This is a genomic window from Achromobacter colocynthidis, from assembly GCF_057334535.1.
This window is the reverse complement of sequence record NZ_JBHFIZ010000031.1, coordinates 78140-100758: the sequence shown is the minus strand read 5'-3', so window position 1 is coordinate 100758 and position 22619 is coordinate 78140. Positions and strand designations below refer to the sequence as shown.

Annotated in this window: 20 protein-coding genes; 1 reads left to right on the top strand and 19 read right to left on the bottom strand. The window is 62.4% G+C overall.

Annotated elements, in window-relative coordinates:
• Positions 1-38: 38 nt before the first annotated feature.
• The 15 genes from ACE04A_RS14110 to ndk all read right to left on the bottom strand — a co-directional run bounded on the left by ACE04A_RS14110 (position 39) and on the right by ndk (position 15622).
• Positions 39-1334 (bottom strand): adenylosuccinate synthase, encoded by a 1296-nt coding sequence (locus tag ACE04A_RS14110; protein WP_162941177.1) that lies wholly within the window; start codon positions 1332-1334, stop codon positions 39-41.
• A gap of 76 nt (positions 1335-1410) precedes the next feature.
• On the bottom strand, positions 1411-2568 hold the full coding sequence (locus ACE04A_RS14105) for an ATP phosphoribosyltransferase regulatory subunit (protein WP_448717947.1): 1158 nt from the start codon (positions 2566-2568) through the stop codon (positions 1411-1413).
• A 253-nt stretch (positions 2569-2821) separates the two neighbouring features.
• Positions 2822-3724 carry a protease modulator HflC gene (hflC, locus tag ACE04A_RS14100; protein ID WP_259253139.1) on the bottom strand — a complete coding sequence of 301 codons (903 nt, stop codon included), beginning with the start codon at positions 3722-3724 and terminating at the stop codon, positions 2822-2824.
• Between the two features lie 18 nt (positions 3725-3742).
• The gene (hflK, locus tag ACE04A_RS14095; RefSeq protein ID WP_259253141.1) at positions 3743-5047 is read right to left on the bottom strand and encodes an FtsH protease activity modulator HflK; all 1305 of its coding nucleotides are present in this window, start codon (positions 5045-5047) and stop codon (positions 3743-3745) included.
• Entirely contained in the window at positions 5013-6119 is a 1107-nt protein-coding gene (gene hflX / locus ACE04A_RS14090; RefSeq protein ID WP_050446291.1) for a GTPase HflX, read from the bottom strand. The genes hflK and hflX overlap by 35 nt, the downstream gene beginning before the upstream one ends.
• Positions 6120-6203: 84 nt before the next feature.
• On the bottom strand, positions 6204-6440 hold the full coding sequence (hfq, locus tag ACE04A_RS14085; protein WP_006218585.1) for an RNA chaperone Hfq: 237 nt from the start codon (positions 6438-6440) through the stop codon (positions 6204-6206).
• Between the two features lie 158 nt (positions 6441-6598).
• Positions 6599-7672, bottom strand: a complete 1074-nt coding sequence (gene hisC, locus ACE04A_RS14080; protein ID WP_448717946.1) for a histidinol-phosphate transaminase — start codon at positions 7670-7672, stop codon at positions 6599-6601.
• Positions 7673-7675: 3 nt separating this feature from the next.
• Positions 7676-9034 (bottom strand): ribosome biogenesis GTPase Der, encoded by a 1359-nt coding sequence (gene der / locus ACE04A_RS14075; protein ID WP_259253148.1) that lies wholly within the window; start codon positions 9032-9034, stop codon positions 7676-7678.
• A 25-nt stretch (positions 9035-9059) separates the two neighbouring features.
• Entirely contained in the window at positions 9060-10217 is a 1158-nt protein-coding gene (gene bamB, locus ACE04A_RS14070) for an outer membrane protein assembly factor BamB (protein WP_485820229.1), read from the bottom strand.
• Positions 10218-10222: 5 nt separating this feature from the next.
• On the bottom strand, positions 10223-10861 hold the full coding sequence (locus ACE04A_RS14065) for a YfgM family protein (protein ID WP_100855082.1): 639 nt from the start codon (positions 10859-10861) through the stop codon (positions 10223-10225).
• Between the two features lie 3 nt (positions 10862-10864).
• Positions 10865-12151 (bottom strand): histidine--tRNA ligase, encoded by a 1287-nt coding sequence (gene hisS / locus ACE04A_RS14060; RefSeq protein WP_259253150.1) that lies wholly within the window; start codon positions 12149-12151, stop codon positions 10865-10867.
• A gap of 55 nt (positions 12152-12206) precedes the next feature.
• Positions 12207-13493 (bottom strand): flavodoxin-dependent (E)-4-hydroxy-3-methylbut-2-enyl-diphosphate synthase, encoded by a 1287-nt coding sequence (gene ispG / locus ACE04A_RS14055; protein ID WP_259253151.1) that lies wholly within the window; start codon positions 13491-13493, stop codon positions 12207-12209.
• Positions 13494-13506: 13 nt separating this feature from the next.
• A complete protein-coding gene (locus tag ACE04A_RS14050) occupies positions 13507-14001 on the bottom strand; it encodes a helix-turn-helix domain-containing protein (RefSeq protein ID WP_259253152.1) in 495 nt (164 codons plus the stop codon).
• On the bottom strand, positions 13998-15152 hold the full coding sequence (gene rlmN, locus ACE04A_RS14045; protein ID WP_050446283.1) for a dual-specificity RNA methyltransferase RlmN: 1155 nt from the start codon (positions 15150-15152) through the stop codon (positions 13998-14000). Before rlmN ends, ACE04A_RS14050 begins: the two co-directional genes overlap by 4 nt.
• A 44-nt stretch (positions 15153-15196) precedes the next feature.
• Positions 15197-15622: a nucleoside-diphosphate kinase gene (gene ndk / locus ACE04A_RS14040; protein ID WP_006218576.1), complete on the bottom strand. Its 426-nt coding sequence runs from the start codon at positions 15620-15622 to the stop codon at positions 15197-15199.
• Between the two features lie 405 nt (positions 15623-16027).
• Between ndk and ACE04A_RS14035 the strand changes: the two genes are divergently transcribed.
• Positions 16028-18922, top strand: coding sequence for a valine--tRNA ligase (locus tag ACE04A_RS14035; protein WP_485820228.1), 2895 nt, complete (start codon positions 16028-16030; stop codon positions 18920-18922).
• 86 nt (positions 18923-19008) lie between these two features.
• On the opposite strand, the gene ACE04A_RS14030 is transcribed toward ACE04A_RS14035, so the two are convergent.
• The 4 genes from ACE04A_RS14030 to ACE04A_RS14015 form a co-directional block, all read right to left on the bottom strand.
• Positions 19009-20298 carry an NAD(P)/FAD-dependent oxidoreductase gene (locus ACE04A_RS14030; RefSeq protein ID WP_259253154.1) on the bottom strand — a complete coding sequence of 430 codons (1290 nt, stop codon included), beginning with the start codon at positions 20296-20298 and terminating at the stop codon, positions 19009-19011.
• Positions 20299-20307: 9 nt separating this feature from the next.
• Positions 20308-21039 carry an amino acid ABC transporter ATP-binding protein gene (locus tag ACE04A_RS14025; RefSeq protein ID WP_279996856.1) on the bottom strand — a complete coding sequence of 244 codons (732 nt, stop codon included), beginning with the start codon at positions 21037-21039 and terminating at the stop codon, positions 20308-20310.
• Complete coding sequence (locus ACE04A_RS14020; protein ID WP_448717941.1) at positions 21036-21689, bottom strand: amino acid ABC transporter permease; 654 nt, start codon at positions 21687-21689, stop codon at positions 21036-21038. Before ACE04A_RS14020 ends, ACE04A_RS14025 begins: the two co-directional genes overlap by 4 nt.
• 122 nt (positions 21690-21811) lie before the next feature.
• On the bottom strand, positions 21812-22567 hold the full coding sequence (locus ACE04A_RS14015; RefSeq protein ID WP_100855075.1) for an ABC transporter substrate-binding protein: 756 nt from the start codon (positions 22565-22567) through the stop codon (positions 21812-21814).
• Positions 22568-22619: the final 52 nt, after the last annotated feature.

Here is a 22619-nt window from a genome sequence, read left to right as displayed (position 1 = left end):
GTATGAGACCGGGGGCGGCCTTTGGAATATTAACCCGATCAGCCCTTCAGGGGATGACGCAGGACAATGGTTTCGTTGCGGTCAGGGCCCGTCGACACCAGGTCGATCGGCACACCGCAAACTTCGGCAACGCGCTCCAGGTAACGACGGGCCGCGGCGGGCAGCTTGTCGTACTCGGTGATGCCGACGGTCGATTCCGACCAACCCGGCAGCTCTTCCAGGACCGGTTGCGCTTGCGCAACCGCGTGCGCGCCATAAGGCAGCACGTCGCGGAATTCGCCGTTCACGCGGTAGCCGACGCCAAGTTGAATCGTTTCCAAACCGTCCAACACGTCCAGCTTGGTGATGCACAGGCCGGAAATGCCGTTCAGACGGACCGAACGCTTCAGCGCCGCGCCATCAAACCAGCCGCAGCGACGCGGACGACCTGTGACCGAACCGAATTCCTTGCCGATGGTGGCCAGGCGGGTGCCGATCTCGTCAACCAATTCCGTGGGGAACGGGCCCGAACCGACGCGGGTGGTGTACGCCTTGGTGATACCCAACACGTAATCCAATTGCTGCGGGCCTACGCCAGCACCCGCGGACGCGGCACCAGCCACGCAATTGCTGCTGGTGACGAAGGGGTACGTGCCGTGATCGACGTCCAGCAAAGCGCCCTGCGCACCTTCGAAAAGAATGCGCTTGCCTTCCTGCTGCATTGCGTACAGGTTGCTGGACACGTCCTTGACCATCGGCGCAATGGCCGGAGCCAGCGCCATGGCCTGATCGCGCACCTCGTCAGCCGACACCGCTTCGGCGCCCAAGTACTTGGTCAGCACGAAGTTGTGGTAATCCAGCACTTCGGCCAGCTTTTCGTCAAACAGCGACGGGTTGAACAAGTCCTGCACGCGCAGTGCGCGACGGGCGACCTTGTCTTCGTACGCCGGCCCAATGCCACGACCGGTCGTGCCGATCTTGCCCTCGCCCTTGCGCGCTTCGCGCGCCTTGTCGATGGCCACGTGATAAGGCAGGATCAGCGGGCAGATTTCGGAAATCTGCAGGCGCGAACGCACGTCCAGACCCGCAGCTTCCAGCTCTTCGATTTCCTTGAGCAGAGCTTCCGGGGACAGCACGACGCCATTGCCAATAAAGCAGGTGACACCAGGATGCATGATGCCCGACGGGATCAGGCGCAGAATCGTCTTCTTGCCGTTGATCCACAGCGTATGGCCGGCGTTGTGACCGCCCTGAAAGCGAACCACGCCCTGGACGGATTCCGCCAGCCAGTCGACGATCTTGCCCTTGCCCTCGTCACCCCATTGGGTGCCGATTACGACTACGTTCTTGCTCATGTTACGAATCAATATCGAGTTTCTCGGGAAATCCGGAAATCTCCCCGCGGCCCTCTCGTTTCCAAGAGGGAGTTAGTCACAGCGTTCTGACCGTCCAGGCGCCATCTTGCAGCGCCAGCTCGCGATCGCAAACGAATTCGTCCTGATCCTGCTCGTGACCGGGCAATACCTGAACGACAATTTCCCCTGACCTGCGCAGACGGCGAACCGCCTCGGTCAAGGCGGGGGCTTGCCCCCAAGGCGCGCGAACCGCACGCGCCCGTTCCGCTGGCGGCAAACCCGCCGCCAGTTTGCGTAAATCCAGACTGAAACCAGTTGCCGGACGAGCCCGACCGAAGGCACGGCTGACGTCGTCGTAGCGGCCACCACTGACCAGCGCGTCGTGCCAGCCTTCCGCATACAGTGCGAACTTCACGCCGGAGTGGTAGCCATACCCACCCACGTCGGCCAGATCCACACCAAACGCCACATTGGGCATCGCGTCCACCAGCGCTTGCAACGCGTCCAATGCCGCCGCCACACCCGGCAACAACGGCAATTCTCGGCGCGCATTTTTCAGCACTTCCGGGCCACCGTACAAATTCGGCAGCAAGGTCAACGCCTTAAGCGTCTCTTCCCGCATGCCCGGCGCGCGCGAGGCCAGCTCAACCAACCCTGGCACGTCTTTATCGCGCAGCAAACGAATAACGTCTTCCGCCAACGCCACGGCGGCCGGGTCCGACTCGACGATGGCGCGAACCACACCCGGATGGCACAAGTCCAGACGGGGGTTGCGCACCCCGGCGATCGCCACCGTTTCCAGCACAAGCTGGATGATTTCCAGATCGGCTTCAAAACCTGCATGACCGTAGATCTCGGCGCCGATTTGCAACAGCTCGCGGCTGGACAGCAGATCAGCCGGGCGAGCGTGCAGCACGTTACCGCAATAGCACAGGCGGGTTACGCCAGCGCGGTTCAACAAGTGCGCATCAATGCGCGTGACCTGAGGAGTCATGTCGGCCCGCACACCCAGAGTGCGCCCGGTCAGCTGATCAACCAGCTTGCACGTGCGCAGACCCAGATCGCTACCGGTGCCGGACAGCAATGAATCGATGTATTCGACCAGGGGCGGCGCGACCAGCTCGAAGCCGTAAGTACGGTACAAATCGAGAAGTTCGCGGCGCAATTCCTCGATGCGCCGGGCCTCTGCCGGAAGTACGTCGGCAAGGCTCTCGGGCAGCAACCAGTTACCCATGAATGTTTACCTGAATAACGCCAAGTGATGCGTGGGCGTCGCCCAAACGAAAAAGCGGCTGAGGGGGCGTAAGCCCGCTCAGCCGCTGCGGAATGTTTTCTAGCTTACGCGGTATTGTACATGAGTCAGCGAGCAGCGCCAGCCGGGATTCAGCCGCCGCCAAACTGTCCCCCTATTGTCTTGCCTGGCTGCGTATCAAGAAAAAGCCCCTTGGAATTCCAAGGGGCTTTTCGTTCCGCGATGCGCCGCCGACTTACTTGGCGGGCACGGTAACCGGCGCCAAAGCGTCACCGGCCGGGTCCTTCATGAACTGGAAGAAGCTGGAGCTGGGGTCGACCACCAGTACGTCGCCCGGCTTCGAGAACGAAGCACGGTAGGCTTCCAGGCTCTTGTAGTACGTGTAGAACTGCGGGTTCTTGCCGTAGGCCTGCGCATAGATCGAGGCGGCGGCAGCGTCGCCTTCACCCATGATGCCCTGCGCTTTGGCATAAGCCTGGGCCACGATCACTTCACGCTGACGATCCGCTTCGGCGCGGATCTTTTCGCCTTCGGCGGCACCGATGGAACGCAGCTCGTTGGCGACGCGCGTACGCTCCGCTTCCATGCGGCGGTACACCGATTCCGAAATTTCCGGCGCGAACTCGATCCGGCGCAAACGCACGTCGACGATCTGCACGCCCAAGGGTTCGGCGCGCTTGGCCACGTTCGCCAGGATCTCGGCCATGATCTTGTCGCGTTCGGTCGAGACCACGTCGCGCACCGTGCGCACGTTGACCGAAGCGTTCAAGGCGTCGCGGATCAGCGCTTGCAGGCGCTCTTGCGCCACGCGCTCATTGCCGCCCGTCGAAACGTAGTATTGACGGGGATCCGCAATACGCCACTTCACGTACGAGTCGATCAGCAGGTTCTTCTTTTCGGAAGTCTGGATGCGTTCGGCTTCGTTGGTTTCGATGGTCAGAATGCGCTTGTCGAGCGTCACCACGTTCTGAAACGGCGGCGGCGCCTTGAAGTACAGGCCGGGTTCATTGATGGTCTTGCGCACTTCACCCAGCGAGAACACAAGGGCGTAGTCGCGCTCGCGCACGACGAAGACGGTGGACGACAGGGCAGCCAGCACGATAAGCAGGCCGACCAGGATGGGCATAAAACGTTGCATGATCAGAATTCCTCCGGGTTAGCGCGACGTGCGGTCGCGAGGCAGCGTGTTGCTATTGCTGCTGCCGGAAGATTGGGGCACCGGGACCACGTTGCTACGCAACGGCGGTTGAATCGGCGGACTGATCAACGCAGGCGAACCCGGGTTGCCGACGGTGGACTTGCCAGCGTCTTGAGCTGCCAGATTCATGATCTTGTCCAGGGGCAAATACAACATGTTGTTGTTGCTCTTGGTGTCGACCATAACCTTGCTGGCGCGCGTGAAGATGTCCTGCATGCTTTCCAGGTACATGCGCTGGCGCATGACTTGCGGCGCCTTTTCGTATTCGCCCAGAATGCTGGTGAAGCGCGACGTATTACCCTGCGCGTCGCCCACAACCTTGGCCTTGTAGCCTTCGGCCTGCTCAGTCATGCGCGAAGCCTGACCACTGGCAAGCGGCACGACCTGGTTGGCATAGGCCTGGCCTTCGTTGATCTGGCGCTCGCGGTCTTGACCGGCCTTGACGGCGTCGTCGAAGGCGGCTTGCACCTGCTCGGGCGGCTGCACGTTTTGAATGGCGACGGTGCTGACCTGCACGCCGCTTTGGTAGCGGTCCAGGATCTGCTGCATCAACGCCTGCACCTGCGTGGCAACTTCGGTACGGCCTTCGTACAGCACGAAGTCCATCCGCTGCTTGCCCACGACTTCGCGCATGGCCGTTTCAGAGGCCTGGCGGACCGATTCGTCCGGATCGCGCGTTTGGAACAGGTAGTCAGGAGCGCCATCGGCGCGCAGGCGGTATTGCACGACGAACTGCATGTCGACGATGTTCTCGTCCGTCGTGAGCATCAGCGCTTCAGGCAGAACCTTGTTGCGCGAACCGCCGCGGAAACCGACTTCGAACGTGCGCAGTTGCGACACATTGACGATTTCCTGGCTTTGAATGGGATACGGCAAGCGCCACTGGAAGCCGGCTTGCGAGGTGCTCTTGTACTTGCCGAATTGGGTCACAACCGCGACCTGGCCTTCTTGCACAATGTAGAAGCCGCTGGCCAGCCAGATGCCCACTGCAACCAGGGCAATAACGCCCAGGCCAATGCGCGCACCACGCGGAGAAGGCGGCGTCATGCCGCCTCGGTTGTTGGGGCGGTTGTTACCACCGCCACCGCCCTTGCGACCAAACAACGAGCCGATGCGATTGTTGAAATCGCGCCAGACTTCGTCCAGGTCAGGTGGGCCGTCTCCATTGCCTTGAGGCCGCTTCGGCGGCGGCTCGGAGCCATTGTTATTCCCACGACCCCAACCGGGGTCATTCAGATTGAAGAGTTTGATAATTCGCGGCATTGTTTCCCACAATCTGTCCGGTCTCCGCAATTGCCCCGCGCAACGCATCCAGACCGGCGCGCTCGGTGGCGCTTACAAATACTCGCGCAATCGTACCATGTGCATCGCGTTCCACCCGGGGTTCCAGGCCGGCCCGGTCAATCTTGTTGTATACCAGGATGGTCGGAATGGCGGACGCGCCGATTTCGGCAAGTACCTTGTTCACTTCAAAGATCTGCTCGTCGCGCTGGGGGCTGGCCGCATCAACCACGTGCAGCAGCAAATCGGCATGCACGGTTTCTTCCAGCGTTGCGCGGAACGCGGCAATAAGGCCGTGAGGCAGATCACGAATGAAGCCCACTGTGTCCGACACCACGACGGACCCGGCACCTTCGATCCAGATGCGGCGGGTGGTGGTATCGAGCGTTGCGAAGAGCTGGTCGGCGGCATAGCTGTCCGCGCGCGTCAGCGCGTTGAACAGCGTGGACTTTCCCGCGTTGGTATAACCCACCAGCGACACCGACAAGGCGCCGCCTCGCGCCCGAGCACGACGCTGGGTCACACGCTGGCGCTCAACGCGGTCCAGCCGTTCGCGCAGCGTCTTGACCTTGGCGCCGATCATGCGGCGGTCCATTTCAAGCTGCGATTCACCTGGGCCGCGCATCCCGATACCACCGCGCTGACGCTCCAGGTGGCTCCACATGCGCGTAAGGCGCGTGGCCAAATGCTGCAACTGCGCCAGTTCGACCTGCAATTTGCCTTCGTGGCTTTTCGCACGCAAGGCGAAGATATCCAGGATCAGCGCAACGCGGTCCACCACGCGCAGATTGAAAGCGCGTTCAAGGTTGCGTTGCTGGGCGGGCGACAACGGTTGATCGAACAGAACGATATCGGCCAATAGGGCCTGCGCCATTCCAACGGCCTCATCCGCCTTGCCCGAGCCGATAAAAAACTTGGCATCGGGCCGGTCGCGCCGAGCGGTAAGGGTGCCGACGACTTCAGCGCCCGCCCCCTTGGCCAACATGGCGAATTCTTCGGCGTGGGCAGCGAAGTCCGGGTCACCCAGATCGACGCTGATAATCAGAGCGCGCATACATGCACCATATTGGAGCCAAAGCGAAAATGCCCGCCGCCGAGAACCGTCCGGCGGGCAAAAAAAGGTAAAGCTGGAGCGAGACTATTCAGCAGGGACTTCCACCTGGAAATTTACGGCGCGTGCGGGAACAACGGTAGAAATGGCGTGCTTGTAAACCATTTGCGTGACCGTATTACGCAGCAACACCACGTACTGATCAAAAGATTCGATTTGCCCTTGAAGCTTGATACCGTTCACCAAGTAAATCGACACGGGCACATGATCCTTGCGCAGCGTGTTCAGGAACGGATCTTGCAAAGTTTGCCCTTTATTGCTCATTGGCCAGGCTCCATTTGTTTGTTATTGAATGATGATGTGCTTTCTTGTACTGGTGGAGCACATCGAAGCATGTACTCTACAGGGTTTTCCCGGCCCGTGCTACTTGGCCGGGAAGCAAAAGTGACACCAGAGATTTCAAGCTGAAATGGCTCTGAAAATCACGTTTGCAGGACCTCCGCGAGCGCTTTCAGAAGCAGGTTTACCTGCTCGTCGGTGCCCACGGTAATGCGAAGAAACTGGTCAATGCGCGCATGACGGAAATGACGCACGATGATGCTGCGTTCACGCAAGTCGGCGGCCAGGCCTGCGGCGTCTTTCAAGGGATGCCGCGCAAACACGAAATTCGCTGCCGACGGCAACACCTCAAAGCCCAACGCCTCCAGGCCTGCCGTCATCCGCGAGCGGGTTTCGATCACGGCTTGGCGCGTTTGCTCAAAGTACTCTGTATCTTCCAATGCCGCCACTGCGCCGGCCGATGCCAGGCGATCGATGGGGTAGGAGTTGAAACTGTTCTTTACGCGCTCGAGCCCGTCGATAAGCTCGGCGCTTCCCACCGCGAAGCCCACGCGCAACCCCGCCAACGAACGCGACTTGGACAGCGTCTGTACCACCAGCAGATTGTCGTAGCGCGCGACCAGCCCCACAGCGGATTCACCGCCGAAGTCCACATAGGCTTCGTCCACCACCACGACCGCGTCCGGGTTGGCCGCCACGATGCGCTCAACGTCGGCCAAGCTCAGCGCTCTGCCGGTAGGCGCATTGGGATTCGGGAAGATGATGGCGCCTGCCTGCCCGTTTGTACCGGGCAGGTAGTCATCAACGTTGATGGAAAAGTCCGCCGCCAACGGCACCGTTTCGTACTCAATGCCGTACAGCCCGCAATAGACCGGATAAAAGCTGTAGGTGATGTCCGGAAAGCGCAGCGGCTTGTCGTGCTTGAGCAGCGCAAGAAAAGCGTGCGCCAGCACCTCGTCGGAACCGTTGCCGACGAAGACCTGGTTGGCTTGCACGCCAACCGTGGCCGCTATGGCTTGGCGCAGCTGATCGGACGACGGGTCCGGATACAGCTTGAGTGTGTCGTCGCTGGCTGCGCGGATGGCCTCGATCACCTTGGGCGAGGGCCCGTAAGGATGCTCGTTGGTGTTCAGCTTGACCAGGTTCTGAAGCTTGGGCTGCTCGCCCGGAACATACGGACTGAGCGTCCCGACCACGGGACTCCAGAAACGGCTCATGGATCAGCTTTCCTGCGCGTAGGGGTTGTGCGACGACTTGAATTCGATGCGCAGCGGCGTACCGGCCAGGTCAAACGCATTACGGAAACGCGTTTCCAGATAGCGGCGATACGAATCAGGGATGGCATCCAGCGCGTTGCCGTGGATAACGACCAGCGGCGGGTTTTGGCCACCTTGGTGCGCATACCGCATCTTGGGGCGGAAGATGCCCTTGCGCGGCGGCTGTTGCTGCTCGATGGCGGCCTGCAGTTCACGCGTCAGCTTCGGCGTGGACAATTTGGCGAACGCCGCGGCATGCGCCGAATTGATCGACTTCAGCAACGGCTTGATGCCCTGCCCGCGCAACGCGGAAATCGTGTGCATGCGCGCGAACGACAGGAACCGCAGCTTGCGCTGGAATTCGCGTTCGATGCGTTCCTTTTCCTCGCCGTCCAGGCCATCCCATTTATTGATGGCAACCACCACGGCGCGACCCGTTTCCAGCACGAAGCCCGCAATGTGGGCATCCTGCTCGGAGATCTCGGTATGCGCGTCCAGCATCAGCAGCACGACGTTGCTGGCCTCAATGGCCTGCAGCGTCTTGATGACCGAGAACTTCTCGACAGCCTCGAACACCTTGCCGCGCTTGCGCAGGCCGGCGGTGTCGATCAGCGTGTAGCGCCGGCCGTCACGGTCGAAATCAATTTCGATGGCGTCGCGCGTCGTGCCGGGCAGGTCGAACGCAATCACGCGCTCTTCGCCCATCAGCGTGTTGATGAGCGTCGACTTGCCGACGTTCGGACGGCCCACGATCGCCAGCTTGATGCGGTGATCGTGCTCGCCCTCGCCTTCTTCGAAAGATTCTTCTTCCGAGGGCGGCTCGGCCAGATCCTTAAGCGCGAGCTCGATCAGGTCGACGATGCCGTCGCCGTGCGCCGCCGAAATCGGATAGGGCTGACCCAGGCCAAGTTCATGGAACTCGGAAATGGCGGGGCCCAAGCCCATGCCTTCCGCCTTGTTCACCGCCAGCAGAACGCGCTGCTGGCCAGACTTGCGCAGCAGTTGGGCGATCTCGTGGTCGTGAGCGTTCAGGCCGGCGCGCGCGTCGACCAAAAACACCACGACGTCGGCTTCGGCGATGGCCTGCCGGGTCTGGCGAGCCATCTCCAGCAAGATACCGTCTTTGGCGACGGGCTCGAAACCGCCGGTATCGATAGCGATGAACGGGATCTCGCCTACCCTGCCCTCACCGTAATGGCGATCGCGGGTCAGGCCGGAAAAATCGGCCACCAACGCGGCGCGAGATCGCGTCAGGCGGTTGAAAAGGGTCGACTTCCCCACATTGGGGCGACCGACCAGGGCAACGACAGGCTTGAAAGACACGGTGTAAGGCTTTGTTCTATAGGTTTTAGTTGGCGCCGATCAGGACGAGATTGCCATTGCCCGTCTGGACCAGCACACCTTGGGGGGTGGTTTGCGGCGGCGAAACGACGGCGCCTCCACCCACGGACAGCCGCGCCATCAGGCTGCCGTCACTACGCGACAGAAAGTGCAGATAGCCTTCCAGATCGCCAACCGCGAGCGCGCCGCCCAGCAGGGCCGGTGCGGTCAGTTGACGGTTCTTCAGAGCCGCCTGCTTCCACACGTTGCCGCCATTATCCAGCGCAAACGCGCTGACGACGCTATTTTGATCCGCTGCGTAGGCAAAGCGGTCATCCAGCGTCATGCCGCTGACGCTGGAGAAATCCTTGGCCCACAGCGGACGGCCGCCGGCCGTAACCTCAAAGCAGACGATACGCCCTTGATAAGCCACCGCGCAAAGAAGATTTCCCGCGATGCGCGGCGTGCCGACGACGTCGGTCAGGCGTTCCAGGTCGCTAGCGCCACGCGGCGTTGCCACGGTGCCTTCCCATTGCACGTTGCCGCTGTCCGACGCAATTGCCATCAGCTTGCCACCGGGCAGCCCCGAGATGACGAGGCCTTCAGCCAGAACCATCTGCGACACGCTGCGCAAGGCCAGTGACGGGCCGGGACGCTGCACGTTCCAAACACGCTCGCCGCTGTTGGCATCGAACGCCTGGATGCGATAGTCGCCACTACGGACCACGACGATGCCGTAGCCCACCACCGGCGGGACGGTAACGTCGCTGGTGGCGCGGACCTTCCACTTGACCTTGCCGGTGTCGTCGAAGGCGATGACTTCGCCGTCAGGCGAGGCGACGGCGGTGGTGGTGCCGTCGCTGCCGGCGCCGGCCGCCAGCTTGGTGTCGGCATTGGCCTTCCACAAGGGCCGGCCGCTTTGCAGGTCGAACTTGCCGACCGAACCGTCCGGCGTGGCGGCGTAGACGGCGGAACCCAGCACGGTGGGCGCGAAGCCCAGGCCAGACCCGCTGCCGATCGACGTGGACCAGACCTGACGCACCGACATGCCTGCCTTGTACTCAGTCAGCGGCGCGGGATCATAACGGCCATCGTCACGGGAAAACAGGCCGCAACCGCCCAATGCAAGCAAGCCTGCCAGGCAAACGGCGCCACGCCACGTACGACCAGGTGCAAATTTACGCATTACAGTCACGCTCCGCTCAGGGCATCCAATTTCAGTTGCACGACTTGGGTCAGCGGGTTAGCCGTACCCAGGCCATCGATGGCGCTTTGCCACGCGGCACGCGCCTCATCGCGCTTGCCCTGCGCGGCAAGGACATCGCCGCGGCGATCCGCGAACAAGGCGGCAAACGCAGCCGGCGGGTTGTTCAATTGCGCCAGCGCGGCATCAAACTGCTTTTGGTCCAGCAGCATGCCGGCCAGGCGCAGCCGGGCAACGGCTTGCATGGACGGGTTCTTGCCCTGCGCCGCCAGCCATTCCAGTTGTTCACGTGCGCCGGCATCGTCTTTCTGGGCTTGCAGCGCCTGCGCCGCGACCAGCGCGCCGCGCGCGGCATAGCCAGTGGCCGGGTACTGTTCGCGCAGCGTGGCGGCGGCGGCCTTGATGCGCACCGACGAATCAGCACCACCCAGGCGAGCAGCGTCTTCCAGCGCCTCGAAGTAGCCCATGGCCTGGTTGGTGCGATGCGACTCGTAGGCCTTCCAGCCCCACCATCCGCCCCACGCCAACGCCACCGCGGCAAACAGCGACACAACCAGCGTGCCGTATCGGGCCCACCACGCCTTGATGGCGTCCAGCTTTTCCTGTTCTTCGAGATCGTATGCCATGCCTTAACCCTTGTTGTTCAGTACCGCAGCCAGGTCCGCAAGCGGCACCTGCTGCTGCGCGTTGTCGCCCTGGGCGTCCGCACGCAAATATTTGACGCTGGCGGTCTGCGAAGTGACTTCGTCGGCGCCAAGAATAACCGCAACCCGGGCGCCGCTGGCATCCGCGCGCTTGAATTGGGACTTGAAGCCGGCCGAACCCGCATGCACGATCACCGACAGGCCGGCATCACGCAAGGTTTCGCCGACGCTCGCCGCCAGGCGCTGCGCTTCTTCGCCTTGGTGCACCACATAGACATCGCATTCGGCCGGGGCGTCGAGCTGGACGCTTTGTTCCCAAAGGTCAAGCAGGCGTTCCATGCCGATCGCAAAGCCGACCGCCGGGGCGGGCTTGCCGCCCAGCAGTTCGATCAGCCCGTCGTAGCGACCGCCGCCGCACACCGTGCCTTGCGAACCCAGACGGTCGGTAACCCACTCGAACACCGTCAGGTTGTAGTAGTCCAGGCCGCGCACCAGGCGCGGGTTCAAGCTGTATTCAATGCCGGCTTCGGTCAGACGCTGGCACACGCCTTCAAAGTGCGCGCGGGATTCATCGCCCAGGAAATCAAACAGGCGCGGCGCACTGTTGGCCATTTCCTGCATGGCGGGGTTCTTGGTGTCCAGCACGCGCAGCGGGTTCGTGTACAAGCGGCGCTGGCCGTCTTCGTCGAGAATGTCGCGGTGCTTTTCCAGGTGCTCGATCAATGCGGCGCGATGCGCGGCGCGTTCTGCGGGCTGCCCCAGGGAATTCAGTTCCAGGCGCACATCCTTCAAGCCCAGCAGCTTCCACAGGCGCGCCAGCATGACGATAAGTTCGGCGTCCACATCAGGACCGACGAAGCCCAAGGCTTCCACGTCGATCTGATGGAACTGGCGGTAGCGGCCGCGCTGCGGGCGCTCGTGGCGAAACACCGGGCCAATCGAGTAGACGCGCTGCGGGCGGTCATAGAGCATGTTGTGCTCGATGGAGGCGCGCACGATACCGGCCGTCATTTCAGGGCGCATCGTCAGCGATTCACCGTTCAAGGCATCGGTGAACGTGTACATCTCTTTTTCGACGATGTCCGTGACTTCGCCGATGCCGCGCGTGAACAGGCGCGTATGCTCAAGCACGGGCGTACGCACATTGCGATAGCCGTAGCCGCGCAGCCAGCCGCGCACGATTTCCTCGAATTGTTCCCAGCGGGCGCTCGGCCCGGGCAACACGTCATTCATGCCGCGTATGGCGGCGACTTTCTGGAAAGCTTGAGTCATCTTGATCATGCCGCATCGCGCACCTGCCGGCGCGCTTGCGGCTACACCCTTTCTTTTAATGAGAAGCGAGCACGCCGTACCGGCGCGCCACGTAGTCTTCGACGATGGCCTGGAACTCTTCGGCGATATGGTCGCCCTTGAGCGTGACCGTGCGTTCGCCATCCACGAATACCGGCGCCGCGGGCACTTCGCCCGTTCCCGGCAGACTGATACCGATATCGGCATGGCGGCTTTCGCCCGGCCCATTGACCACACAGCCCATGACCGCGACGTTCATGCTTTCGACGCCGGGGTACTGCGCCTTCCAGACCGGCATCTGGCGACGCAGGTAGGACTGGATGCTGTCAGCCAGTTCCTGGAAGAACGTGCTGCTGGTGCGGCCGCAACCGGGGCACGCCACCACCATGGGGGTGAACGCGCGCAGGCCCATGGTCTGCAGGATTTCTTGCGCCACAACCGCTTCGCGGCTGCGGTCGCCGCCGGGTTCCGGCGTCAACGAAATACGGATGGTGTCGCCGATGCCCTGCTGCAGCAGCACCGCCAGCGCGGCGGTGGACGCCACGATGCCCTTGCTGCCCATGCCGGCTTCGGTCAGGCCCAGATGCAGGGGGTAATCACAACGGGCGGACAGGTCGCGGTAGACCGCGATCAGGTCCTGCACATGGCTGACCTTGCACGACAGGATGATGGCGTCACGGCGCAAGCCAAGTTCTTCGGCGCGCTGCGCATTGGTGATGGCCGACACGACCAGCGCGTCACGCATCACGGCCTGGGCCTCCCAGGGCTGCGCGCGGCGGCTGTTTTCGTCCATCTTGCGCGCCATCAGTTCGTGGTCCAGGCTGCCCCAGTTCACGCCAATGCGCACGGGCTTGTCGTAACGGCAAGCCACTTCGATCATCTGAGCGAAGTTGTCGTCGCGCCGCTTGCCGCCGCCCATGTTGCCCGGATTGATCCGGTACTTGGACAGCGCCTGCGCGCACTCCGGAAACTGCGTCAGCAGCTTGTGGCCGTTGTAGTGGAAGTCTCCAACCAGTGGCACATTCACGCCCATGCGATCAAGCTGTTCGCGGATGGCGACCACTTCGCGGGCCGCCTCGGGCGTATTCACCGTGATCCGTACCAGCTCGGAGCCGGCCAGCGCCAGTTCCTTGACCTGGATCGCCGTGGCGATGGGGTCAGCCGTGTCGGTATTGGTCATGGACTGCACCACGACCGGGGCGTCGCCCCCAACCATGACAACGCGATCGCCCCACTTCACCGCCACGGAACGGGTGGCGCGGCGCATGGCGGCCCCGACAGAGGGAGGCGGCGCATCGTGGCAAGGCAGAGAGGAATCTTGCATCGGTGGAACCGGTTTACTTGGTGGGCTTGGGCAGCCAGTCGAACGGCAGCCATTGCTGCGGCAACCAGCCTTGCCAGAAGGCGTACGCCACGCCGGCGGCCAGCACCAGCACGATGGCAATCAGCCAGCCCCAGGAGGTGGACGACGAACGTTCGTCGTCAGCGCTGGACTGGGGAATGGAATGCGCCGAATGCAAGGCGCCCGGGCTTAGCTTCACCGGACCGGTGACGCGGGCCTTCGGGTCCAGCGAATCGACGATGGCTTGGGAATCAGCGCCCAGCAGGCGCGCATAGTTGCGGACCAGGCCCCGCAGCGAAACGCCGGTGGGCAAGTCCGCCCACGCTTCGTTTTCAAGGGCGTCGATCTGCTTGGTGGAAAACTTGATGCGGCTGGAAACCTCATCAAGCGACCAGCCCTTGGACTGGCGCAGCGCGCGCAATGCCGAGCCGATATTGCCCGCAGCACCGGCGGGCGTTTCAGAAACTGCAGAAGCGACATCCTGCGTCATGCATGCACCTGTTTAATTGGTATGGTCTGGCGCTGTGCAGCGTTGCGCTCGGTAATCCGAGTGCGGTCGCGCACTTCTCCGGCCAGTTGACCACAAGCCGCATCGATGTCGTCACCCCGGGTCTTGCGCACGGTCGTGATGATGCCGGCGTCCATCAGCCGCTGCGCAAACACTTTCACGCGCGCGGAGTTGGAACGCTTCAGGCCCGACTCAGGGAAGGGGTTGAACGGAATCAGATTGAGCTTGCAGCGCAACTGGCGTGCAATTTGGATCAGTTCCTTGGCGTGCTGGTCGGTATCGTTGATGCCGTCCAGCATGCAGTATTCAAAAGTGATGAAGTCGCGCGGGGCAAACGCCAGATAGCGCTCGCAGGCCGCCAGCAACTCTTTCAGCGGGTATTTCTTGTTCAGCGGCACGAGCTCGTCGCGCAGCGCATCGTTGGGCGCGTGCAGCGACACCGCCAGCGCCACCGGACAGTCTTGCGACAGGCGGTCCATCATGGGGACCACGCCCGACGTGGACACCGTGACACGGCGGCGCGACAGGCCGTAGGCGTTGTCGTCGAGCATCAGGCGCAGGGCCGGCAGCACCTGGTCGTAATTGAGCAGGGGCTCACCCATGCCCATCATCACCACGTTGCTGACGACGCGCGTATCTTCGGTGGCCTTGGCGTTCGCCAGGCGGGCGGTGCCGATATCGGCTTCCAGCACGCGCTTGGCCCACCACAACTGGCCGATGATTTCGCTGGTTTTCAGGTTGCGGTTGAAGCCCTGATGCCCGGTCGAGCAAAAGCGGCAATTGACCACGCAGCCGGCTTGGCTGGAAATGCAAAGGGTGCCGCGATCGTCTTCGGGGATGAAGACGGTTTCGATGGCATTGCCCTGCCCCACGTCGAACAGCCACTTGCGCGTGCCGTCGGTCGAGCGTTGCTCGATATTGACGGGCAAGGCCTCGATGCGGCAGTTGGACGCGAGCTGGCTGCGAAATTCGCGGGCCAGATCAGTCATGGCGTCGAACGAATCGGCGCCGCGCTGGTGCATCCAGCGCTGCAGCTGGCGAGCGCGAAACGGCTTGCCGCCCCACTGCCCGACAAGTTCGGACAGGGCGGAGCCATCCAGCCCCAGCAGATTGATTCGTTCGACGGATTCCATGACCTGGGTAACGCTAAAAAACTAATTCAGTGCTTACGCGAAAATCAACGGCTGTGGATGTTGATTTCGGGGAAGAAGAAAGCGACTTCGACAGCAGCCGTTTCCGGAGCGTCCGAGCCGTGCACGGCGTTGGCGTCGATGCTGTCGGCGAAGTCGGCGCGGATGGTGCCGGCTTCGGCCTTCTTCGGGTCCGTGGCGCCCATCAGGTCGCGGTTCTTCTGGATGGCGTCTTCACCTTCCAGCACTTGCACGAACACGGGGCCCGAGATCATGAAATCGACCAGGTCCTTGAAGAAGGGGCGTTCCTTGTGCACGGCGTAGAAACGCTCGGCATCGGCGCGCGACAGTTGCGCCAGGCGGGCAGCGATGACCTTCAGGCCGGCTTGTTCGAAGCGGCCGACGATCTGGCCGATGACGTTCTTGGCGACGGCGTCGGGCTTGATGATCGAGAGGGTGCGTTGAATGGACATTAGGAACTCCGAAAACTGATTTCTGACTGGTTTCTGATGAATTGCCTGGCGTGGCTCTGCACTTGTCGGTGTCACCCTTGAAGTGTCATCGCGCGATGCGCGCGCAGGCGGTCCGGCGTGTTTGAACGATTCCGTTGAACATTCCGGGCCGGCCTGAACCGCTTGCCAAGGCAGGGATTCGACACTGGCCACCGATCGGACGTGCCCATGATTCTTGTCGAGGATACCGAAACGTGGGCTTTTAAGCGCACATTTCTGAAGGAATCCTCAATGAATTCAGGGACTTCTAAAAGGTTTACAGTAACCCGGTATTCTAACACGCTGAGAAGACCGCATTACATCTTAAAATGAGCGGTTTGCTGCCCGTATCCCTACGCCGGGCGCCCTGTCTGCCGGAACCCTGTAATGACTCAAGCTGCTCCCCCGAACGCCGCGAATCCCGCGAGCGACACCCCGGAACTCTCCAAGAGCTTCGAACCCTCCGAATTGGAATCGCGCTGGTATGCCGAATGGGACAAGCGCGGATACTTCACGGCGGGCCAGCACGTAAAAACGGGGACGGAAAGCCAGCCCTACGTTATTCAGTTCCCGCCGCCCAACGTGACGGGCACCCTGCACATGGGCCACGCCTTCAACCAGACCATCATGGACGGCCTGGTGCGCTACCGCCGCATGGCCGGCGACGACACCGTCTTCATTCCCGGCACCGCCCACGCCGGCATCGCCACGCAGATCGTTGTTGAAAGACAGCTGGATGCCCAGAAGGTTTCCCGTCATGACCTCGGCCGCGAAAAATTCGTGGAAAAGGTCTGGGAATGGAAGGAAAAGTCGGGCAATGCCATCACCGAACAGGTGCGCCGCCTGGGCGCCTCGGCCGACTGGCCGCGCGAATACTTCACGATGGACGACCGCATGTCGCGCGGCGTGGTCGAGACTTTCGTGCGCCTGCATAAACAGGGCCTGATCTACCGCGGCAAGCGCCTGGTCAACTGGGACCCGAAACTGCTGACCGCCGTGTCCGACCTGGAAGTGCAGTCGGAAGAGACCGAGGGCCACATGTGGCACATCCTCTACCCCTTCGTGGACGGCCCGCAGACCATCGTCGACAAAGACGGCCAGACCGTCACCTTGCGTGGCCTCACCATCGCCACGACCCGCCCGGAAACGATGCTGGCCGACGGCGCGCTGTGCGTGCACCCCGATGACCCCCGCTATCAGCACCTGGTTGGCAAGGAAGTCGAACTGCCGCTGTGCGACCGCAACATCCCGATCATCGCTGACGATTTCGTTGACCCGGAATTCGGTACGGGCTGCGTGAAGATCACCGGCGCGCACGACTTCAACGACTACGCCTGCGCGATGCGCCACGATCTGCCCCTGATCGTGATCTTCACGCTGGACGCGCACATCAACGAAAACGGCCCCAAGCAGTTCCAGGGCCTGGAGCGCTACGAAGCGCGCAAGGCCGTCGTTGCGCAGCTGGATGCCGAAGGCTATCTGGTCAAGGTTGAATCGCACAAGATGATGCAGCCCAAGGGCGACCGCACCGGCGTCGTCCTGGAGCCCATGCTGACCGACCAATGGTTCGTGGCCATGAGCAAGCCCGCGCCGGAAGGCACGCTGAACCCGGGCAAGAGCATTACCGAAGTGGCGCTGGAAGTGGTGGCCGACGGCCGCATCCAGTTCTACCCGGACAACTGGACCACCATCTACAACCAGTGGCTGAACAACATCCAGGACTGGTGCATTTCGCGCCAACTGTGGTGGGGCCATCAGATCCCGGCCTGGTATTCGGAAGACGGCCAGGTCTTTGTGGCGCACGACGAAGCGGGCGCCATCGAGCAGGCGCGCGCCGCCGGCGTCACGGGCGATCTCACGCGGGATCCGGACGTGCTGGACACCTGGTTCTCGTCGGGTCTCGTGCCCTTCACCACGCTGGGCTGGCCGGACAACACGCCGGACCTGCAACGCTACCTGCCTTCCAGCGTGCTGGTGACGGGCTTTGACATCATCTTCTTCTGGGTCGCGCGCATGGTCATGCTGACCACGCACATGACCGGCCAGATCCCGTTCAAGCACGTCTACGTGCACGGCCTGATCCGCGATGCCGACGGCCAGAAGATGAGCAAGTCCAAGGGCAATACGCTGGACCCGGTCGACCTCATCGACGGTATCGACCTGGACGGCCTGGTCGCCAAGCGCACCTACGGCCTGATGAACCCCAAGCAGGCCGGCAACATCGAAAAGGCCACGCGCCGCCAGTACCCCGACGGCATCCCGGCGTTCGGCACCGATGCGCTGCGCTTCACGATGGCGGCCTACGCCACGCTGGGCCGCAACATCAACTTCGACCTGAAGCGCTGCGAGGGCTATCGCAACTTCTGCAACAAGCTGTGGAACGCCACGCGCTTCGTGCTGATGAACACCGAAGGCCATGACCTGACCGGTTCGGACGCAGGCGAAACCTCGTTCGTGGACCGCTGGATCATCAGCCAGATGCAAACGCTGGAAGCCGACGTGGCGCGCGGCTTTGCCGACTACCGCTTCGACAACATCGCCAACGCGCTGTACCGCTACGTCTGGGACGAATACTGCGATTGGTACCTGGAACTGGCCAAGGTCCAGATCCAGACCGGCACGCCGGCCCAGCAACTGGGTACGCGCCGCACGCTGATCCGCGTGCTGGAATGCGTGCTGCGCCTGGCCCACCCCATCATTCCGTTCATCACCGAAGAGCTGTGGCAGAAGGTGTCGGTGGTGGCGGGCAAGCGCAAGGAAGGCGTGACCGACAGCGTCAGCGTGCAGCCGTATCCGCAGGCCAATCCGGCAGCCGTGGATGCCGCCGCCGAAGCGGACGTAGCCGAGCTGAAGGCGCAAGTTGAAGCCGTGCGCGCATTGCGCGGCGAAATGAACCTGTCGCCCGCCCAGAAGGTGCCGTTGTGCGCCCAAGGCGACGCCCCCACCCTCAAGCGCAACGCGCCCTACCTTGCCGCGCTGGCCAAGCTGAGCCAGGTCGATGTGCTGGACGTCTTGCCGGATGCCGGCGCGCCGGTTCAAGTGGTGGGAGCCAGCCGCCTGATGCTGCACGTCGAGATCGACGTGGCCGCCGAACGCATCCGCCTGGACAAGGAAATTGCCCGCCTGGAAGGCGAAATCGCCAAGGCCAACGGCAAGCTGTCGAACGCCAGCTTCGTCGAGCGCGCCCCGGCAGCGGTGGTCGAACAGGAAAAGGCGCGCATGGCGCAGTTTGGTGAAACCCTGCAAAAGGTGCGCGAACAGCGCGCCAAGCTCGGCGAATAAGCGACTGCGGATCGCGCTGAAGCCAAACACCCCGGAGCGATGCTCCGGGGTGTTTTTTTATCTGGCCACCATTAACGGCCCAGCACCTACACGCCGCCGTCCGTCATGCGATACCAGGTGACAACGGCATTCACATACAGCCGGCGCAAGCCATAAAGCGGAAACGGCACCACCGGCGACAAGGGCACCGGCAACGCGGCGGCATCACCCGTGGCCACATATTCCGCCATGGCGCGCCCCATGCTCGTCTGCAGCCCCACGCCGCGCCCCTGGCAACCAATGTCGACCAGCAAGCCGGGCTGTGGCTCGTGCAAATGCGGCAGGTAATCGCGCGTAATGGCAACGCGGCCGCACCAGCGATATTCGAAGGGTGTACCCGCCACTTGCGGAAACATCTTCAACATGACGCGCTCAAGGTGCGCCCAATCTTGCGGCCCCTTGGGCTCACGGAACGGACCCCGACCGCCCATCAACAGGCGGCCCTGGTGGTCAAGCCGGAAGTACAGCAACAGATTGCGGGTGTCTGACGTGACATGACCTTCGGGAAAGATGCCCGCGCGCACCGACTCCGGCAGCGGCGCCGTGGCCACCTGGAAGGTGTTGGCGTCAATGATGGACGTCTTGAGCCCGGGCAGCAGATCGCCACCATAGGCGTTCGTACACATCACGACGCGGTCCGCGGTAACGGTGGCGCCGCGCGCGGTGGACGCCGTCCACTTGCCGCCGTCACGCTTCAGGCCGGTGACCGGTGTTTCCGTGTGGATCAAGGCACCCGCATTCAAAGCGGCGCGTGCCAGGCCGCGCACGTAGCTCAAGGGCTGCACGGCCCCCGCGCGCTTGTCGACCCAACCGCCCAGATAGCGATCCGTGCCCAACAAGCGCGCGACCTGATCCCGATCCAACGGTTGCGCGTCCACGCCATGGCGCGCCCATTGCGCCGCGCGTTTATGCGCAATGCGCAAGGCTTCGGCGGTATGCGCGCCCTGGATCCAGCCTTTGCGCACATGCGGCACATCCATGGCGTGGCGGTCGATCAGGTTGAACACCGAGTCGGCCGTGCTGCCCGCAAACCGCAATAACCGTTCGCCCTTTTCAGGCCCGAACATGGCGATCAAGTCGTCCGGGTCGTATTTCAAGCCTGGGATCACCTGGCCACCATTGCGGCCCGAGCCGCCAAAACCAATTTCGCGCGCCTCCAGCACGACGGTCTTCACGCCCCGCTCGGCCAGATGCAAGGCAGTGCTCAGACCGGCATAGCCGCCACCAATGACCAACACATCGGCGTGCGTGGAAGCGGCCAGCGGCTCGGTCGACGGCGGTGGCGCCGCGGTCGCTGCCCACAATGACGGGGAAAGGGGAAACGGCGCTTGCTGCATGACGGTTCCTTACATGGGATGCAGCACACGGTGCAGGAAATCCTGCGTCCGGGGATGCTGCGGATGATTCAGCACTTCGCGGGCGGCGCCCTGCTCTACCATGACCCCGCCGTCAAAGAACATGACGCGGTCGGCAACCTCGCGGGCAAAGCTCATTTCGTGCGTCACGACGACCATCGTCATGCCGGCTTCCGCCAGCTTGCGCATGACGCCCAGCACATCGCCGACCAGTTCAGGGTCCAGCGCGGACGTGGGCTCGTCGAACAAGATGGCCTTGGGCTGCATGGCCAGTGCACGCGCAATGGCTACCCGCTGCTGCTGCCCGCCAGACAACTGGTTCGGATGCGCATCGGCCTTGTCCGCCAAGCCCACGCTGGCCAGCAGTTCGAGGCCGCGCTCAAGCACTTGCGCACGCGGCTCTTTCTTTACGAAGATCGGCCCTTCAATGACGTTTTCCAATGCGGTGCGATGCGGGAACAAATTGAAGCGCTGAAACACCATGGCCACTTGCGTGCGAATGGACACGATGGACGGTGCGTCGGCATCGACCAGCTCTCCGTCCACGGTGATGCGCCCTGCGTTGTAGCGCTCAAGCCCGTTGATGCAGCGCAGGATCGTGGATTTTCCCGAACCGGAAGGGCCGATCACGCAAACCACCTCGCCCTTGCTGACGTCGGCATCAATGCCTTTCAGCACCTCCAGCGAACCAAAGCTCTTGCGGACTCCGCGAAGTTCGATCATTTGGTGGTGCTCCTTTTTTCCAGATGGCGCACCAGCAGAATCAAGGGCACGCACATCACCAGGTACATCAACGCCACCAGAGAGAACACTGTGGCGTTCTTGAAGGTAGACACCGCGATCAGCTTGCCTTGCAGGGCCAGCTCGGCCACCGTGATGGTGGACGCCTGCGACGAGTCCTTGAGCATCATGATCATGATGTTGCCGTAAGGCGGCAGCACGATCTTGACCGCTTGCGGCAGGACCACGCGCCGCATCGTCATGCTCCAGCTCATGCCCATGGCCATGGCGGCTTCGATCTGGCCACGGTCAATCGCCTGGATGCCGGCGCGGAAGTTCTCGGCCTGATAGGCGGAATACGCGACGCCCAGCCCGATGATGGCGGCCTGCACCGCGGTCAGCGACACCCCCATGTCGGGCATGACGAAATAGATATAGAACAGCAGCACGATGATGGGAATGCCGCGCAGCAGATTGATCACGCCGGCGCTGAACTTGGACAGGAAGTTGTTTCCCGAGACGCGCATCAGCGCCCACACCAGACCCAGCACCGTCGACAGCGCGAGCGAACCCAGCGTGACCAGGATCGTCAGCTTCGCGCCTTCCAGCAGTATCGGCATGTACTCTGCCGCGTCGTTGAAGAATTCCGTCATGAACTACCCCACCCCGACAAGACCGCCTGCGGGAACGCGGGATGCGCCCCGCCAGCCGGCGCGCGGATACGCGCCGGCAAGGCTGTTGCAAAAACACTTGCTTGCTTGGAACTAACGCCGCATTACGAGCCGGAAAGGCCCCACTTCTTCAGGATGGCGTCGATGGCGCCGTCCGCCTTGAGCTTGGCCAGCGCTTTATTGATACGGTCCAGCAGCGCCGTGTCTTCCTTGCGCGTGGCCAGCCCCAGGCTGCCCATCACGGTCGGCTGGTAAGACTGCGCCATCTTCAGGTTGGGATAGTTGCCTTGCGTCAGGATGTACGCGGCAATCGGGTAGTCCATGAAACCACCCTGGATGCGGCCCGCATTGGCGTCGCGCATCATGTCGGGCGGGTTGTCATACAGCTTCACTTCCTTGAACACGCCGCTCTTCTGCACGGGTTCGACAAAAGCCGTGCCCACCTGCACACCGACCGTCATGCCTTTCATGTCGGCGAACGACTTGTATTCCTTGTTGTCGCTCTTCAACACCATCAAGCCCTCTCCGTAGCGATAGACGGGCTCGGAAAAGCTCACGATCTGCTGGCGCTGCGGCGTGATGAACATGGCGGCCGACACGATGTCGATACGCTTTGAGGTCAGCGATCCGATCAGTGCGGAAAACGCCATGGGCTCGATCTGCACTTCGAAACCCGCCTCTTTGCCAACGGCCTTGACGATGTCGACCATCACGCCTTCGATGCTATTGGCTTTAGTGTCCAGGAAAGTGAAGGGACTGCCGGTGGGTGTGGACCCCACTTTCAACACCGTCTGGGCTTGCGCGCCCGCGGCCATGGACAATGCTGCAAATACAGAGACAACCAGAGTCTTGATTTTCATGACATTTCCTCATCGTGGCAAAGAAGTCCGGGCAACGCCTTGCGTGTCCGGT

Excerpts from the sequence above, each read along its gene's own strand:
- rlmN (WP_050446283.1), bottom strand. The coding sequence starts at position 15,152 with ATGGAATCCGTCGAACGAATCAATCTGCTGGGGCTGGATGGCTCCGCC.
- ACE04A_RS14050 (WP_259253152.1), bottom strand. The coding sequence starts at position 14,001 with ATGACGCAGGATGTCGCTTCTGCAGTTTCTGAAACGCCCGCCGGTGCT.
- bamB (WP_485820229.1), bottom strand. The coding sequence starts at position 10,217 with ATGCGTAAATTTGCACCTGGTCGTACGTGGCGTGGCGCCGTTTGCCTG.
- ACE04A_RS14035 (WP_485820228.1), top strand. The coding sequence starts at position 16,028 with ATGACTCAAGCTGCTCCCCCGAACGCCGCGAATCCCGCGAGCGACACC.
- hflK (WP_259253141.1), bottom strand. The coding sequence starts at position 5,047 with ATGCCGCGAATTATCAAACTCTTCAATCTGAATGACCCCGGTTGGGGT.
- ACE04A_RS14025 (WP_279996856.1), bottom strand. The coding sequence starts at position 21,039 with ATGATCGAACTTCGCGGAGTCCGCAAGAGCTTTGGTTCGCTGGAGGTG.
- hflC (WP_259253139.1), bottom strand. The coding sequence starts at position 3,724 with ATGCAACGTTTTATGCCCATCCTGGTCGGCCTGCTTATCGTGCTGGCT.
- ACE04A_RS14110 (WP_162941177.1), bottom strand. The coding sequence starts at position 1,334 with ATGAGCAAGAACGTAGTCGTAATCGGCACCCAATGGGGTGACGAGGGC.
- ACE04A_RS14105 (WP_448717947.1), bottom strand. The coding sequence starts at position 2,568 with ATGGGTAACTGGTTGCTGCCCGAGAGCCTTGCCGACGTACTTCCGGCA.
- hflX (WP_050446291.1), bottom strand. The coding sequence starts at position 6,119 with ATGCGCGCTCTGATTATCAGCGTCGATCTGGGTGACCCGGACTTCGCT.
- ACE04A_RS14015 (WP_100855075.1), bottom strand. The coding sequence starts at position 22,567 with ATGAAAATCAAGACTCTGGTTGTCTCTGTATTTGCAGCATTGTCCATG.
- ndk (WP_006218576.1), bottom strand. The coding sequence starts at position 15,622 with ATGTCCATTCAACGCACCCTCTCGATCATCAAGCCCGACGCCGTCGCC.
- ACE04A_RS14020 (WP_448717941.1), bottom strand. The coding sequence starts at position 21,689 with ATGACGGAATTCTTCAACGACGCGGCAGAGTACATGCCGATACTGCTG.
- ACE04A_RS14065 (WP_100855082.1), bottom strand. The coding sequence starts at position 10,861 with ATGGCATACGATCTCGAAGAACAGGAAAAGCTGGACGCCATCAAGGCG.
- hfq (WP_006218585.1), bottom strand. The coding sequence starts at position 6,440 with ATGAGCAATAAAGGGCAAACTTTGCAAGATCCGTTCCTGAACACGCTG.
- ispG (WP_259253151.1), bottom strand. The coding sequence starts at position 13,493 with ATGCAAGATTCCTCTCTGCCTTGCCACGATGCGCCGCCTCCCTCTGTC.
- ACE04A_RS14030 (WP_259253154.1), bottom strand. The coding sequence starts at position 20,298 with ATGCAGCAAGCGCCGTTTCCCCTTTCCCCGTCATTGTGGGCAGCGACC.
- hisS (WP_259253150.1), bottom strand. The coding sequence starts at position 12,151 with ATGACTCAAGCTTTCCAGAAAGTCGCCGCCATACGCGGCATGAATGAC.
- hisC (WP_448717946.1), bottom strand. The coding sequence starts at position 7,672 with ATGAGCCGTTTCTGGAGTCCCGTGGTCGGGACGCTCAGTCCGTATGTT.